Source organism: Rhizobium rhizoryzae (genome assembly GCF_011046895.1).
GTDB lineage: Bacteria > Pseudomonadota > Alphaproteobacteria > Rhizobiales > Rhizobiaceae > Neorhizobium > Neorhizobium rhizoryzae.
Genome location: NZ_CP049251.1, coordinates 115,959 through 129,678 on the forward strand (window position 1 = coordinate 115,959; position 13,720 = coordinate 129,678).

Annotated in this window: 15 protein-coding genes and 1 pseudogene; 8 read left to right on the top strand and 8 right to left on the bottom strand. The window is 58.1% G+C overall.

Annotated elements, in window-relative coordinates; translation table 11 throughout:
* The first annotated feature begins 24 nt into the window (after positions 1-24).
* Positions 25-578 (top strand): annotated as a pseudogene (locus G6N80_RS22710) (recombinase family protein).
* Positions 579-650: 72 nt separating this feature from the next.
* On the opposite strand, the gene G6N80_RS22715 reads toward G6N80_RS22710, so the two are convergent.
* Positions 651-1,919, bottom strand: a complete 1,269-nt coding sequence (locus G6N80_RS22715; RefSeq protein ID WP_165137538.1) for an ATP-binding domain-containing protein — start codon at positions 1,917-1,919, stop codon at positions 651-653.
* Positions 1,916-3,730 carry an ATP-dependent nuclease gene (locus G6N80_RS22720; RefSeq protein WP_165137541.1) on the bottom strand — a complete coding sequence of 605 codons (1,815 nt, stop codon included), beginning with the start codon at positions 3,728-3,730 and terminating at the stop codon, positions 1,916-1,918. The genes G6N80_RS22715 and G6N80_RS22720 overlap by 4 nt, the downstream gene beginning before the upstream one ends.
* Before the next feature lie 352 nt (positions 3,731-4,082).
* On the opposite strand from G6N80_RS22720, the gene G6N80_RS22725 reads away from it, so the two are divergent.
* A complete protein-coding gene (locus tag G6N80_RS22725) occupies positions 4,083-4,364 on the top strand; it encodes a hypothetical protein (RefSeq protein ID WP_165137544.1) in 282 nt (93 codons plus the stop codon).
* A gap of 26 nt (positions 4,365-4,390) precedes the next feature.
* Here G6N80_RS22725 and G6N80_RS22730 read toward each other — a convergent pair whose 3' ends face one another.
* From G6N80_RS22730 to G6N80_RS22755, 6 genes are read right to left on the bottom strand one after another with little or no spacing between them, the layout of a single operon-like run.
* Entirely contained in the window at positions 4,391-4,813 is a 423-nt protein-coding gene (locus G6N80_RS22730) for a hypothetical protein (protein ID WP_165137547.1), read from the bottom strand.
* Between the two features lie 9 nt (positions 4,814-4,822).
* Positions 4,823-5,410, bottom strand: a complete 588-nt coding sequence (locus G6N80_RS22735; RefSeq protein WP_165137550.1) for a hypothetical protein — start codon at positions 5,408-5,410, stop codon at positions 4,823-4,825.
* A gap of 1 nt (position 5,411) precedes the next feature.
* A complete protein-coding gene (locus G6N80_RS22740; protein ID WP_037093738.1) occupies positions 5,412-5,816 on the bottom strand; it encodes a hypothetical protein in 405 nt (134 codons plus the stop codon).
* Positions 5,817-6,521 (bottom strand): thermonuclease family protein, encoded by a 705-nt coding sequence (locus G6N80_RS22745; protein WP_165137553.1) that lies wholly within the window; start codon positions 6,519-6,521, stop codon positions 5,817-5,819. It lies immediately after the preceding gene.
* Positions 6,518-7,054 carry a thermonuclease family protein gene (locus G6N80_RS22750; RefSeq protein WP_102022194.1) on the bottom strand — a complete coding sequence of 179 codons (537 nt, stop codon included), beginning with the start codon at positions 7,052-7,054 and terminating at the stop codon, positions 6,518-6,520. The genes G6N80_RS22745 and G6N80_RS22750 overlap by 4 nt, the downstream gene beginning before the upstream one ends.
* Positions 7,051-7,659, bottom strand: coding sequence for a hypothetical protein (locus G6N80_RS22755; protein WP_107341978.1), 609 nt, complete (start codon positions 7,657-7,659; stop codon positions 7,051-7,053). The genes G6N80_RS22750 and G6N80_RS22755 overlap by 4 nt, the downstream gene beginning before the upstream one ends.
* Positions 7,660-7,818: 159 nt before the next feature.
* Here G6N80_RS22755 and G6N80_RS22760 point away from each other — a divergent pair, with 159 nt between their 5' ends.
* Genes G6N80_RS22760 through G6N80_RS22785 form a run of 6 tightly spaced genes read left to right on the top strand, consistent with a single transcriptional unit; the run spans position 7,819 to position 13,714 of the window.
* Complete coding sequence (locus G6N80_RS22760) at positions 7,819-8,793, top strand: lytic transglycosylase domain-containing protein (RefSeq protein ID WP_165137556.1); 975 nt, start codon at positions 7,819-7,821, stop codon at positions 8,791-8,793.
* A 10-nt stretch (positions 8,794-8,803) separates the two neighbouring features.
* Positions 8,804-9,151, top strand: a complete 348-nt coding sequence (locus tag G6N80_RS22765; RefSeq protein ID WP_037093745.1) for a TrbC/VirB2 family type IV secretion system protein — start codon at positions 8,804-8,806, stop codon at positions 9,149-9,151.
* Positions 9,151-9,450, top strand: coding sequence for a VirB3 family type IV secretion system protein (locus G6N80_RS22770; protein WP_081950740.1), 300 nt, complete (start codon positions 9,151-9,153; stop codon positions 9,448-9,450). The genes G6N80_RS22765 and G6N80_RS22770 overlap by 1 nt, the downstream gene beginning before the upstream one ends.
* A gap of 3 nt (positions 9,451-9,453) precedes the next feature.
* Complete coding sequence (locus G6N80_RS22775) at positions 9,454-11,913, top strand: VirB4 family type IV secretion/conjugal transfer ATPase (RefSeq protein ID WP_165137559.1); 2,460 nt, start codon at positions 9,454-9,456, stop codon at positions 11,911-11,913.
* A complete protein-coding gene (locus tag G6N80_RS22780; protein WP_165137562.1) occupies positions 11,910-13,001 on the top strand; it encodes a lytic transglycosylase domain-containing protein in 1,092 nt (363 codons plus the stop codon). The genes G6N80_RS22775 and G6N80_RS22780 overlap by 4 nt, the downstream gene beginning before the upstream one ends.
* Positions 13,002-13,015: 14 nt before the next feature.
* Positions 13,016-13,714, top strand: a complete 699-nt coding sequence (locus G6N80_RS22785; RefSeq protein WP_165137565.1) for a type IV secretion system protein — start codon at positions 13,016-13,018, stop codon at positions 13,712-13,714.
* The last annotated feature ends 6 nt before the right edge of the window (positions 13,715-13,720 follow it).

The window sequence follows — 13,720 nt, forward strand, 5'->3', positions numbered from 1 at the left end:
GTCAAGAACCTAATGAGACGTTTCATGGCAATTTACGGGTATGCGCGGGTCAGCACCATCGATCAGGATCTAGCGATTCAAGAGGCGGCTTTGAAGGCGGCCGGGTGCACGGTCATCCGGGCCGAAAAGAAATCCGGATTGAGCAAGCATGATCGGAAGGAGCTTAACACGCTTCTTGAATTTATGCGCGACGGCGACAGCCTGGTTGTGACGCGGGTCGATCGGCTGGCGCGCTCAGTCGGGGATCTGCAGGACATCGTACGGCTGCTCAAGCAAAAGGGGTGACGCTGAAGGCGACGGAACAGCCGATCGACACCAGCTCGGCGGCCGGCAAAGCTTTCCTTGATATGCTCGGGGTGTTTGCTGAGTTCGAGACGAACCTTCGTAGAGAACGACAGATGGAAGGCATCGCTGCAGCAAAGAGCAGAGGAGTCTACAAAGGCAGGAAGCCCCATGTTGATATTGCTGAGATCCGCCGGCTTAAATCCGACGGGATGGGACCAACAGAGATTGCAAAGACGCTGAACATCGGCCGGGCGAGCGTGTATCGTGCCCTCAGAGAAACTGCAGCCTCGTAGGACAAGCTCGGAGACGGGTTCAACGTTCCGTCATCTGCGCTCTCGCCAAGGCAGCCAAACTGCTTCCAGCGTTCAGGCGAACGGCGCGGCGGCGAGAATATCCTGCCCCTGGACGATGACATTACACCATCGCTTTGCCCGGGTGATCGCATTGTAGAGCAGGCGACGCTTGTGTTCAGCGTCGCCGCCTACCTGATAGGGCCAGATGATCACGACGCCCTCGAACTCCCTGTTCTTGGCTTGCTGCACCGTCATCGCCGTCAGTTGATGTGACGCGCCGCCACCATGCTGCCGTCGTAGCGAGACCTGCCGTGCAATCACGGCCTCGATCTCTGCACGGGTGAAATCTGTCCTTCCGCAGGCGTGGATCTGGTTTTCGATCCACGACAAGGCTGCACGCACGGGTACATTTCGCGGCATAGCCCGCAGCGCTGCGCAGGCTACCGCCGCCGGAACCTCGGCCGCAAGATCAAGACCTGCGATAATGGCCTGCGCCTCGTCGCGGTCGTTGCCCTCCCAATGAACGGTGTAAGGCCCGTTGTTACGTTTGCCACACGGGCCCTCAGCCAGCCGAGCGACAACTGACGTTGCGAAGCCCCCTTGGAGCGCCGGCGTGATTACCGCAACATCGCCGCCCTGCCGCCAGGCGATAGCATTGGCGAGAAACGTCGCGGCTAGCGGCACGCTGACGCCAGGCGGCAGCAACTTGAACCCAACACCGTTCACCGGTGCATTTCCAGCGCGAACGGCGGCCGCTGCAGCTAGCAGACCCGCGGCATTCGTGCGACGTACCTGCACCAATCTTTCCGGTTCTGCGTCCTCTTGCAGCCATGCGACCAGTGGGTTCGGGCGGAGCGCCTGATCCAAGCACTGAAACTCGTCCGCGGCAATCAGCGCATGGACGGCCCCCGCGACCGCCTTGAGCATGCGCAGACGCTCCGGCTTGAGATCCTGACCTTCATCGACCAGCACAATAGGGAAACTCGCCGCGACCCAACCGCAAACTTGAGACTGCTCCAGCAGCAATCCGGCTGCGTCGCAGACTCGATCAAAATCGCCTTCGGTTGCAGGGGCGATGGCGAGCGCGCCTGCCAGTCCCCGCCACCGGCGATAGATGTGCCACGCAAAGGCGTCGATCGTACAACACTCCACGCGTCCGCGAAGGTTGGCGACCGAACGAAGCCGCTCGGATAGGCGCCGCCGCGACCCGTGCATGAAGGTGAGCGCGAGAACACGTTGCCCGTCCTCTAACGGGTGGGTCTCAAGTCGTTCAGCCAGCATGGCCATCAGCCGATGTGTCTTTCCGCAGCCGGCTCCCCCTTCGACAGCTTGAATGGTCACGGCGCGAAGACCTTGATGGTCGGATAGTGTGGATCCGCCACGAACAGCGGATTATCGTTACCCTGAGCCACCTCAGTGATAGCGTTGAGAAGCAATCGCGCTCGAGCGCAACATGCTTCGTTTGCGCCGATCGCCCCCGCGACCGCTTCGTAGCTCGAACTGTCCTTCTTGAGTCCGCCTGTCGCTCGCACATCGTCCTTGAGGCGCGCGACGAGATCACCGACATTTGCGGGAGGGTTATCAATAGAGATAGTCGAGAGACAGGCAGCCGCGTCGGCATCGATGATCCAGCCGATCACGTCCTCGAGCATCTGACCGTCGGCCCATCGCAAAATGACCCCCGAATTCGGAGCGCCCGCTACGGCGAGAGCATTTGCATAACCCATGCCTTCTTGGTCGCCATCAACCAGCGCGACCACGCGAGGGTGAAGCGGAGACATCGCCGCCACCGTTCGCACCACAGATCCGTCGTGGGTCGGTATCACGCCGACGAAGGCGTCGAACCGGCATTCATCGGCCGCAGCCCAGCTCTGATGAAGGTCAACGGCTCGGACGAGCAGACCCAGCCATTCATAATCGGTTCTCCCCTCGGGGATCAGAACGAAGTCGTGCATGATCGCCGCGATTGTCTCGACGCGATTCACCTGGAACAGCTTGCGGACACTATTAGGCGTGTCAGCTGACAAGGCCGATTGCAGAAGCGGCACTGAAGTTAGAACGCCACCTTCGTTGCGCAACACCGCGACGCCGCTTGGGTCTGCCAGCGCAGCAACCATCGGTGAGTGGGTCGATACCAAGGTCTGACGTGATAGAGACTGGATCCGATGTACCAGCCTACGCTGCAACGCCGGTGGGACATGCAATTCGGGCTCTTCCAACGCCATCCAAAAGTTCTCGTCAACTTCGACCCGCAGCCGCCCGAACTGCAACAGCAACAACAGATGCTGCAGTGACAGGAGTCCGCTGCCATGCCGCTTCGCGGGGAGCGGTAGGTCGGCCCCGTTATGGGCGTAGTGCGAGACAACGGATTCGAGCAGCCCGTCAGAATCAGTGGGGGTCACCCGCAAATGCAAGGTCGGGTTCGTCCGAAAGAAGCCACTGAGCTCTTGATTGAGCCGTTCGACGATTGGAGAGAGCCTTTCGTCCTCTTCTAGCGTCGCTTGTGGGTTACGCAAACGGTCGCGCTCGGCGAGGACCGACTCAGAAGGCTGGCCGCCGCCCGCCGCTACTACGCGGCGGAATAGCTCTGAGCCAAACGTCACGGTCCGGTCCCACGTCCGCGCCGCCGGCACGAAAAAGAAGCCAAGTTCCCGGATCAATCGGGCGGGAAGCGGGGTCGCTGTTTCATCGTCAAACACGTCGCCGACACTGTCGTCATCGTGAAAATACCGCAGCGTTTCTACCTCAAGTGAAGGCCTATGAAACCGCGCCGAAAAGGCAATCTGGCAGGCGAGCTTCCAAGCGGGACTATTACGTGCGGGATGCACTGCGCCGGTAGCCGCGTCCCACCATTTAACGATGCCCCTATCGTCCCGGAACCAGTCTGGATGCTGGGCCGGATCATCTTCGTGGAACCCGATCACCGTTGCGATCAATCGAATCCGATCTGCTGGCTGCGGATTGCTGCCGTGAAAGTCATGCTCGGTTAAAGTGCGGATCATCCGGTCGCGGCCGAACAAGAGAGCCAGCGCCTCGATAACCGTAGTCTTGCCGCAGTTATTCGCGCCGACAAGCACTGTGTGCGGCGAGAAGCGGATTGAGCCGTTCCGCACGCCCCGGAAATTCTCGATCTTTAAGCTAGCTATCTGCATGGCACCCCCCATCCAGTGCAAAGGTATCGGACGCGCATCAAGCTGTCAGCAACACATCGGACCAAAAGACGACTTAAATCAACGCACTGAGAGGGGAGAAAGGCGCTCTGCCCTCTCTCCCCCACAAGCACTAAACCGGTCTCCCCATGCTTCGGCCTGCGGCCTGCAGCACCGGCCGCATTTCACTGAAATCCGTCTCGGCCCTCCGGGTGGGTGATCCCCCTCCGGTTTAGCGCTTGTCCCCCTCTCTCCAGCTGTTCCGCACGAGCTCGGGAGCAGGAGCGGGGCTCCTGCCCTCCCTTCGATTTCGGGAGGTCAAGCAGTGATCGCTTGCGCTTGTGGAGAGGGAAAGATGACCGAAAAGCTTGAGCTGCAACCCAACGAGCCATTGTCCGTGAAGGTCGAACGTCACCGGGCCGTGTACCTGGCGGCCGTCAACGGCGAGGGCGGCGCTGACATGGATCAAGAAGCGAAGGCACGTATGGAAATCATCAGGCACGCGCCGTCAGATCAGGATGAGAGAGATCAGAAGCTACTTTACGTAGCGGGGTACCTAATTGCCTCTAAGGGGAGCCTAAACCCTGAGGAAATGGAGCTTCTTCTTTCAGGCTCCATCTCACTATCGGGGCATTGATGATCAACGGGCATCTGGCCCTGAAATTAGTAGTTGGTGGCAACCCATTCGCCGGATGCAGACTTGGCAAATCCAATGACGCGATCGAGAGGAGCTGCGTTCGGATTCCTCTTGATGGCCGCAACGCATGATACGCCTGGACCGCTGGCGTTCTCGTCACACTCTCCCAAAGCACGGGTTACATCGGCTTCACCGCGGCCGGTCCTCAGAGGATTGCGGGCATAAGCCTTGCGGTATGCGGCTAGAGCTTCCTCTTCTGTCGGTATTTCAAGCACAGGGGCCGGAGGTTCGGGAATTAATGAGGGATTGGCTGCGATAAGGGCCGCGATCTCCGCATCAGTAGGGGCCCGAACAACCGGCTCTGGCTCCGGCATGATGAGATAAGTACCTCCAGCACCGGCGAGAATGCCGATACCTGCGGCTGCTACGATGAGAATGTTGCTGTTCATGTCATCCACTCAGTCATTCAGGTTGAACCAAGCGCGCTGCTTGACGCCCTTATCGTTCGGAATGTCGAAATAATAAGGATCCGCGCGGCGAGGGCGGGGTTGAGTGATCTGCACTATGCAGCCATTGTCTCGGTTGAAAAGATCATTGTCGTTGTTCTGGTTGATCTGCCGGATCGTGACACCCTTGCGCTCGTTTTCGCGCTTGTCACCAAATTGGGTACGGAAGGCGGCACGGTTGCTGCACTGGTTGACGGTCTTCGTGCACTGATCCTTGTCGTCTCGGCCCAAGAACGGCCGATCCCCATCGGTGCGGGAGGAAACGGCGGTCATGCCGGCAGGGCATTCCTCGTAAGGTTCATAGCCCGGTTTTCCGGCTTTTGCTTCATGGCAGATCGGCCAGGAGAAGCCGGGCTTCGCCATAGCTGATATAAGCCTTTTCATCGGGGGAACGCAGTAGGGAACGCCATGCCATGACGGGCTTTGTGAGGCTGCGCACAAGAGGATCTGGCAACCCCATGAGGCATCCTCGGCCTTGGCAGATGCTGGAGAGATGGCAAGAGCCGCGAGACCGGCTGCGGCAAAAAACACTGGTTTCATATCAGGTGTCCCTCTTGATCAATGCTGCTGAAATTGCCGGCTCGGAAAAAGGTCTTTCGAGCGGAGTCCTGTGCTGGATGCGTTCGCCTGCGGCGTAGATGACGGCCGAGATCAGCGCGAAGCACGCAAACCAGGAAATGCCGATGCGATAGAGCAGTGGCTGATTGGGAATGTCCCGAGAAACCGCGGCGAAGGCTAGGAGCCCGACCAGATAGCTGTCGAAGGACAAGTGACGCTTGTCGTGGAAAGCCAGCGACAGGATGAGAAGGAAGGCCGCTAGTAGCGCGTGGATCCACCAGAGTCTCTGCGCCGGGATTATGAGGGCGATCGAGAGGGAGATGGCAAGCAGCAAGCCAGCCAAGGGATCCGTTGCGAGAGAGGTCGCAATATGTGCGAGGTCTGGCAACTATCGGTCTGTCCTCTTCGGCTTGTTTCGCGCATCAGCAAAAGGAGGAGAGATCTCGCTTTTCCTCTCGGCCAATAGATTGAAGTCGGCGATCGGATGCCGATCTAGCGTCTTGTCGACGGCTTTCCGGCGCCATTCGTTCATGTCCAACACGTAGGTTCCCCACATCCCATACCGGGCGGCCATCGCGTTGGTCTGATAAGCGTAATATTGGGCGTTGATGTAAGGGGAATCGAGACGAGCCCAACCGACGCGCAGCATTTCGGCGGCGAGATCCACACCGTTAGTCGTGCATTGTGCGACGGGTATCCCATCGTTCGCGTAGGCCAGACCGACGCAAGTCGTGGGTCTGTTTCCGACAGTCCTTTTCAGCCAGGCCTTGGCGAAGGGACCGCATGGAACGGGGGTAGGGGCCTGTTGCTTGTCCCGGTTGGTCCACTTTGGGTTCAAAGCCCATTGAGGAAGCTCACAGGTGTCGATGCCAGCCAACCTCACTTTATAGCCATTGCCAAGCGTGCCGAACCGTAGCGTGCGGCCGTCAAGAACGGTTACCGGGCCTTTGAACGTCGGCAACCGAACAGCAGCAGCAACTGGAGGCGCAGCCTGACCGCGTAGGGCGTGCCAGTTCTGATCGATCGGATCGGCGGCAAACGCCGGCTGGGCCAAAGAACTTGCGGCGACAAAAAGGAAAAGGCGGCTTCTCATGGCTGGGCGCTCCTCGATCGCTGGTTCGCCTCACGACTAAGCAGGATGGAAGGATGCTGAACGTCGGAGAATTGCCAAAGGCCGGCCTTCTTTTGCTGAGCAAGCTGCTCGGCTATGGCGTAGGGGGCATGATAAGGGAGACCATCGGTCTTCAAGGCAGCGAATGCATAGCCGCTTGTCACCATGATCTGCGCGAGGTCGAGCCTTTGACTGCCAACCGTGGCGTAACAAACGACATATGAGATGCCGTTAAGCTTTGCCACGGGGGCACAGATCGGTTTGGTGTCCTTGATGTAGGCAGCCAACATCGCAAGCGATGCCTCGCCGCAATCCTTCTTGTTGCCCTGACCATCCGTGTAGGCAGTGCCGCGCAAGCAGGACTGGATGCCATAGAGACGAAACCGTTCTCCGTTCGAGATCCAGGTGTCCCCCGTTTCCAGGGTGATGCCGGGAGCAAGATCGAAGTACCCTTCAGGTGCGGCATTGGCTGCAAAGGGCAGTAGAGTCGCGACGAGTGCAGCAGCAAGCTTCATTGCGCCTTCACCCGAGGATCTGCCCACATGCCGTAGGAACCCTTCTGGCCGATTTCCTGAGCCTCCGTGAGATCAGGACGTTCGAATGAACCATCAGCTTTCTTAGTCAGGCGAACCGCTCCTAACGACAGAAGCTGCTCCTCAAGATTATCAACCGTGTCCATTGCTCCAGGATAGTTATAGTAGCCGTAGCAAGTGACATCCTGAACGGGGGCAGTCTGCTCGCTGATGAAGGCCCTGCAGAACAGAACCTTGGGGCTCTGCAGCATCGTTTGCAGCTGCTGCGTACCAAACTCCTCGCAAGTCCCGGAATAGTCCTCTGCGCGATTGACCAGATCGCCGCTGCAGGGCTGAACGCCATACAGATGCAACGTTGTCGCTTCATCGACGCGAAACTCAGTCGCCGAGATAGCCTTGAAGCCATTGGCAGTGGCGTACCCTTTGCGATCAGCGACTTTGCCGGTCCCGTCGTAATACTCGACGACAAGAACCGTCTTGCCCGGCGCCGCCAGTGACCTGATGTAGTCCTTGTTCACCGCAGGAGCGGCAAGCGCTTGTGTTGCCAATGCGCAACTTAGAAGCGCGGGAATGATGGCCTGTTTCATATTCTAGCCTTAACCATCCGTAGTGCGATTGTTGACCCTGCAAAATAGGGTTTAACACCGATCAGAAAACTTGTAAGAGTGCATCAAATCGGTATCATAGGTGCATTAACTCTAGTCGGTTTTCATGGCAATCACAACACCGTTTGACGGGCGGGTGCGATGGATAAAAACACTGTCTATGCAGGGTATCTAGGCCCGCGAACCCTGACTAGCGCAGCATTATCCGTGCTGCTCGCGGCCAATACTGCTGCGTCACAAGACTTAGCCACAACAGGGCGTATTTCCAGCGATTACAACGATTCTGTGACAATCAATGAGGAATCTCTTGTCACGAACTTCGAAGATCGCTGGAGCGGTGTCGAGACATCGGAGAAGGAATTTGTCCTTGGTGCAAACGGTGTTGTCACGAAGGGCGGAGCTGAAGTATTGGGCGCAACGGCGTCGAAAGACGCGGGCGCCAAAGGGCATCACATTGATGCGTCCGTCAGCGCATATTTTGATGTCTCGGAGCGTGCCACCGGCCGCATTGAGCCTGTCCAAACTCCCACTCTAGATACTACATCTAGTGATACCCCCCAAAATCTAGGGGCAGGAACTCCCGTTGAAGAGTGCGGGCCGTCGCCCCTGTCACCTGACGAGATTAAAGCGTTAGTTGCATCCACTGCGCGCCGATACAGCGTCGATGAGGGCTTTGCGGTTGCGATTGCCAGGGCCGAAAGCCGCTTCGATGAGATCCGCAATTCACCGAAAGGCGCACGCGGACCTATGCAGCTTATCCCCGAAACGGCGGCTCGCTTCGGTGTTCAGGACATTTGCGATCCCGCTCAAAACATCGAGGGCGGGATGAAGTACCTCCGCTTCCTGCTCGATGAGTTTCAGAACCCGCTTCTGGTCGCGGCCGCTTACAACAGCGGGGAGGGGCGCATCTACGAATATGGCGGCGTTCCGCCATTCCAAGAAACCGTCGGCTATGTCGCAAAGGTCGTGAATTTCCAGCTTGGCCTACCGATGCCAACCGGCAAACGGAAGGCGAGCGGGATCGTCCGAGACATGGCGGCAAAGAACACCAGCGATGCCGGAGTCATCGCTGTGGAGAAGACCGGCAAGTTCGTCGGCGGCGTGATGCATTTTTAAGGAGAGAACTATGAAGAACGTCGTTTCCCGGCATTCCGGGGCATTGAAGGCAGTAGCCGTCATTGGCTTGGTGGCAGCCCTGCAGGTTGCAGGCGCTGATCAAGCGCTTGCACAGGCTGGCGGTGGCGGCGGCGGTGCATTCGCCCCCCTTCAGACAGCCGTACAGATGATCGTTGACTTCATCACCGGCCCCTTCGGACGTCTGATGGCAATCATCGCCGTGATTGGCCTCGGCTTCCTTGCCTTTGCCGGCAGGCTTTCGTGGTTCACGGCCGGAGCCGTCGTCATTGGCATCGGTCTCGTGTTCGGCGCCCCTGCCATCGTTGACCAGATGATTTCGTCGGTAGGCGGCGGCTGATGAGCGATTTTCAGGACGAGAAGCCAGCTTTGACGCCGTTGGTGATCGGCTTGACCCGTTCTCCGACGCTATGGGGCGTGCCCTACATGGCGGTCGTCCTGATCATCGGCGTGACAATCATTGGGTGGCTGGTGACGAACCATTTGGCGGCACTGCTGATCGCGCCAGCCGCCTACCTTGTCCTTTTCTCGCTTTGTGCCTGGGACAGCAAGATTCTCGACGTCCTGCAGGTCACGTCCCGCAAGACGCCAAGGACCCCCAACAAGCGCTTTTGGGGCACCAACTCATACGGACCATAGTAGATGCTGAAAGTCGTCAAGGAAGAGCTTGGGTTTGGGAAGGTCGCCGGCAACGAGCGGCCTATGTCCGTTCACATCCCCTATATGCGGCATGTGTCTGACACGGTCATCGGGCTCGAGAATGGAACCCTGATCAGCGTCATCAAGCTTGATGGACTGTTCTTCCAGACGGAGGACCAGGCCGAATTGAACATGCGTTCTGTTGTGCAGAACACCATGATCCGAGCACTAGGTTCGAGCCGCTATTCTCTTTGGTCGACTGTAATCCGTCGTGAGGTCGAGACCGAAATCGGCGGTTCGTTCGATTCCTCCTTCTGCGAGATCCTGAACGATCGCTATATGGACCAACTTCGCAAGAAGCGGATGTTCACGAACGAAATTTACCTGACGATCGTGCGTTCGGGCATGAAAGGGGCGCTTGGCCTCGGCGACTCGCTGAAGCGGATCTTTGAACGCTCGAACAAGGAGGCCAGGGCCCAAGCGACCCGTGAAGACGTGACCGACCTCGAAGAGCTGGTTGGGAACATCGTGAAAGAGTTGCACAAGTACGGCGCAAAGCCGCTTGGCATCACGTATCGCAAGAAATCAGACGATACCGCGAAAAAGGACATCGATGGAGAAGACGCTAAGGGCGATCCGTATTCGGAGCCCTGCGAGTTCTTCAACACGATCCTGACCTGCGGTGTGCCGCGAAAGATGCGGCTTCCGCGCATGGGAATTCGCAACTACGTCGGCACTTCACGGCTTCACTTTTCAAAGCGGACGATGCAGGCACAAGCGGCGGTGGAAGAAGATAGCCGCTATGCCGCTCTACTCTCAATCAAAGAATATCCTCCATTCACTGGTCCCGGCATGTTGGATGGGTTGCTGCAGGTGAACCACGAGTTCATCCTGACGCAGTCCTTCACCCTTGCAGACAAACCGATCGCACAAGAGCGGATCAGCCGCCTTCAACGCCAAATCAAGGCCTCCGACGAAGCGGGTAGTTCGGTCGAATCCGACATCGACTATGCTTTGAACAGCCTCCTCAATCAGGAGGCTGTATTCGGCTTCCATCATTTTTCGCTTCTGTGCATTTCGCGGGACCTCGAGGGATTAAGCCGTTGCGTGTCGGAACTTGGCGCTTGCCTCACCGACATGAATATCAACTGGCTCCGGGAAGACCTCAATCTTGAGGCGGCGTTCTGGGCGCAGCTGCCTGGAAACCGCTCCTACATCTCCCGCATCGCCATGCTGTCGAGCGCCAACTTCTCCGGCCTTTCCTCGATGCATAATTTCGCGACTGGACAAGCGGATCGCACCCATTGGGGCCTGCCGATCACCATTCTGGAAACGACCTCACAAACCCCCTACTGGTTCAACTTCCACCGCCGGGATATCGGGCACTTCACGGTGACTGGTCCGACAGGATCCGGCAAGACCGTAGGTTTGACCTTCCTGCTGGCTCAGGCGATGCGGGTTTCACCCACGCCTCGCGCCGTGTTCTTCGACAAGGACCGGGGGGCTGAGATCTTCGTCAGGGCGATCGGCGGAGCCTACGAAGTTTTGTCTCCGGGAACGCCCACGGGCTTTAACCCGCTGCAACTGGAAAACACCGGCGAGAACCGGGAATTTCTGGTCCGTCTGCTCAAGGCCATGCTGCGCGGCGATCGTCGCACCGACTTCACGCAAGAGGACGAGGACACGCTGGAAAAGGCAATCGTCCGGATCATGCAGGAGCCGGCAACTCAGCGGAACCTCCCGAATCTTGCCGGCCTCTTGATGGGGCGGTCCAAGGCCGATGCCAACGATCTGTACTCGCGGCTTCGCCCTTGGATCGAAGGCGAAAAAGCCTGGCTGTTCAACGCGCCCCATGACGTCCTTTCCTTCTCGGGTCACAGCGTCTTTGGCTTTGATATGACCAACATCCTCGGAAACGAGGAGCTAAGAACCCCTGCGCTGATGTATCTTTACCATCGGCTGGACGAGCTGCTGGACGGTAACCCCGTCATGTTCTTCATGGATGAAGGCTGGCAGCTACTGATGGATGACACTTTCAGCGCCTTCATCGTCGACAAGATGAAGACGATCCGAAAGCTCAACGGCATCGTGGGCTTTGGTACGCAGTCGGCTGCTGACATTACCAAATCCAAAGCGTCGCACACGCTCATTGAGCAATCGGCGACCAACATCCACTTCCCGAACCCACGGGCTGACGAAGAGAGCTACATCAAGCGCTTCGGCCTGACGGTGAAGGAGTTCAAGTTCATCAAGAACACGCCTCCTGAAAAGAGAACCTTCCTGATTAAGCATGGCAACGACTCTGTCATTGCGCGTCTCGATCTGTCGACAATGCCGGATCTCGTGAAGGTGCTTTCAGGACGCAAGGAGACGATCGAGGAGTGCGCGGCACTTCGCGAGCAGTACGGAGACGAACCCGAAAACTGGTTGGCGAAATTCTGCGGATGGGAGAAGGCCGAATGAGGAACAGTCGGACTCTAACGCTGATGGTTGCAGCCTTGGCTTGTGGAACAGCGCCCCCCGCCTCCTCGCAGGTTCCTGTTACGGATGGCGCCCTCACTTCAACAGATGCGGTGCGCAATGAAACGACGAAGCAGATCGAAGAAACAGACAGTCGCCGGCACTCCGTGAGCAAGAGCGTCACCTGCTCGATGTACCGGCCGGGGCGCGGAGGTGACGCCCCCTCGGCAGCACAAGCCAATCCGGAGATTGTCGGGCTCGTGAAGCGAGTGGCGCGTGAGGAAGGGGTAGACGAAACCCTCTTCATGTCTCTCGTCTACCAGGAGAGCCGGTTCAATCCCTGCGCAAAGTCGTCTGTCGGCGCCATGGGCTTGTCGCAGCTGATGCCGGGCACAGCCAAGGATCTTGGCGTGAACCCTCACGATATCGAGGATAACCTCCGCGGCGGCGCACGCTACCTGAAGCAGCAGCTCCGTACCTTCAACGGCAATACCAACCTCGCCCTAGCGGCATACAACGCGGGGCCAGGCAACGTTCGAAAGTATGGCGGCATCCCTCCGTTCAAGGAGACGCAGGGGTATGTAGCCGCGATCAAAGGCAAGTGGATGCCTCAGTTCGGAGGCTCCGATGTGTCGAACATCCCCGAAAACTTCGGCGGAGGCACGTCGGGCTATTCAGGTGCGAGAGACGCAACGATCAACTCAATGGCAACCAGCCAGTCGATTTCCGAAAACAGCGGGAACGTCGCGTCATGGCTTCAGCAACTCGGCCAGATGGAAAGCGGCACGATCCAAGACAGCTGGGACCACAATTCCGGCGCACGCAACGCGAACCTCGAGATGATGAACCAGGTCATCCGCCTCGGAACAACGATGGCGGAGCTTATGAATTCTCAAAATGCACTCGATCTGGGAGGGCTCTCGGGGTCTTCGCGGTCCAGCGACTACAAGCAAGACGAGAAGGAAGACGATCGCGAGGTAGCTGACCTCTGCGACAAGGAACTGCAGCTTGAGTGGAATCCGGAGGAACAGGCCTGCGTTCGAAAACTCGAACCAGAGGCTGACATGAAGCTGATGTTGAGCGCCGAATGACAAGGAGAACGGCCATGAAAAGAGCATTTCTGACTGCGTTTTCGCTAGCGATGGCGTCTACTGCGCATGCACAGGTTCCCGTGATCGACAGCGCCAACCTGAAGATTGCAACGGAAACCTCTCAGACGACCGACCAGATCCTGGATACCAACAAGGAGGTTCTGAAGACGGTAGAAGAGACGCTTAAAGCCGTCACGGGGGATCGCGGGAGCGTTTCAAATCCCATGCAGAACCTCGCCGTTAGTCAAGGGTTCAGCGTTTCTCAGATGCCGTCACTCGACAGCCTGATGCAGGGCGGAGTCCCGAACTTCGGCAGCATGGGCGGTGACATCGGACAGATTGCCACCACCTTCATCAACTGTCTTCAGCTAGTAAAGAACTTGTCTGGCAAGGCGGACAGCACGTTCTCCGGCGACAAGTCCTACGAAGAGATGATGAAGACCGTCCTTGGAGTTGCTGCCCTAGTCACCGGCTCGCAACAGGCCGTTCAGTCGCGAACACAGGCATTCCAGCAGGCAGGTCAGCAGATCGGCCAGGCCGAAGACATCAAAGGGTCCATCGATCAGAACACGCAGCTGCAGGTTCAAACCGGCCTGACGATCAACGAAATGATTGGCGTGATGAATGGGGCGGTCGGCTCCCTGCAGGCTCAAAACCAGCGCCGCCTTGTCGACATCTCCAATACCAAGAAGGCGCTGACCTACGGTGACTAAGACATT

Coding starts and splice junctions, on each gene's coding strand:
- G6N80_RS22780 (WP_165137562.1), top strand. CDS start 11,910: ATGAGGAACAGTCGGACTCTAACGCTGATGGTTGCAGCCTTGGCTTGT.
- G6N80_RS22720 (WP_165137541.1), bottom strand. CDS start 3,730: ATGCAGATAGCTAGCTTAAAGATCGAGAATTTCCGGGGCGTGCGGAAC.
- G6N80_RS22745 (WP_165137553.1), bottom strand. CDS start 6,521: ATGAGAAGCCGCCTTTTCCTTTTTGTCGCCGCAAGTTCTTTGGCCCAG.
- G6N80_RS22735 (WP_165137550.1), bottom strand. CDS start 5,410: ATGAAACCAGTGTTTTTTGCCGCAGCCGGTCTCGCGGCTCTTGCCATC.
- G6N80_RS22755 (WP_107341978.1), bottom strand. CDS start 7,659: ATGAAACAGGCCATCATTCCCGCGCTTCTAAGTTGCGCATTGGCAACA.
- G6N80_RS22760 (WP_165137556.1), top strand. CDS start 7,819: ATGGATAAAAACACTGTCTATGCAGGGTATCTAGGCCCGCGAACCCTG.
- G6N80_RS22785 (WP_165137565.1), top strand. CDS start 13,016: ATGAAAAGAGCATTTCTGACTGCGTTTTCGCTAGCGATGGCGTCTACT.
- G6N80_RS22730 (WP_165137547.1), bottom strand. CDS start 4,813: ATGAACAGCAACATTCTCATCGTAGCAGCCGCAGGTATCGGCATTCTC.
- G6N80_RS22775 (WP_165137559.1), top strand. CDS start 9,454: ATGCTGAAAGTCGTCAAGGAAGAGCTTGGGTTTGGGAAGGTCGCCGGC.
- G6N80_RS22770 (WP_081950740.1), top strand. CDS start 9,151: ATGAGCGATTTTCAGGACGAGAAGCCAGCTTTGACGCCGTTGGTGATC.
- G6N80_RS22750 (WP_102022194.1), bottom strand. CDS start 7,054: ATGAAGCTTGCTGCTGCACTCGTCGCGACTCTACTGCCCTTTGCAGCC.
- G6N80_RS22725 (WP_165137544.1), top strand. CDS start 4,083: ATGACCGAAAAGCTTGAGCTGCAACCCAACGAGCCATTGTCCGTGAAG.
- G6N80_RS22765 (WP_037093745.1), top strand. CDS start 8,804: ATGAAGAACGTCGTTTCCCGGCATTCCGGGGCATTGAAGGCAGTAGCC.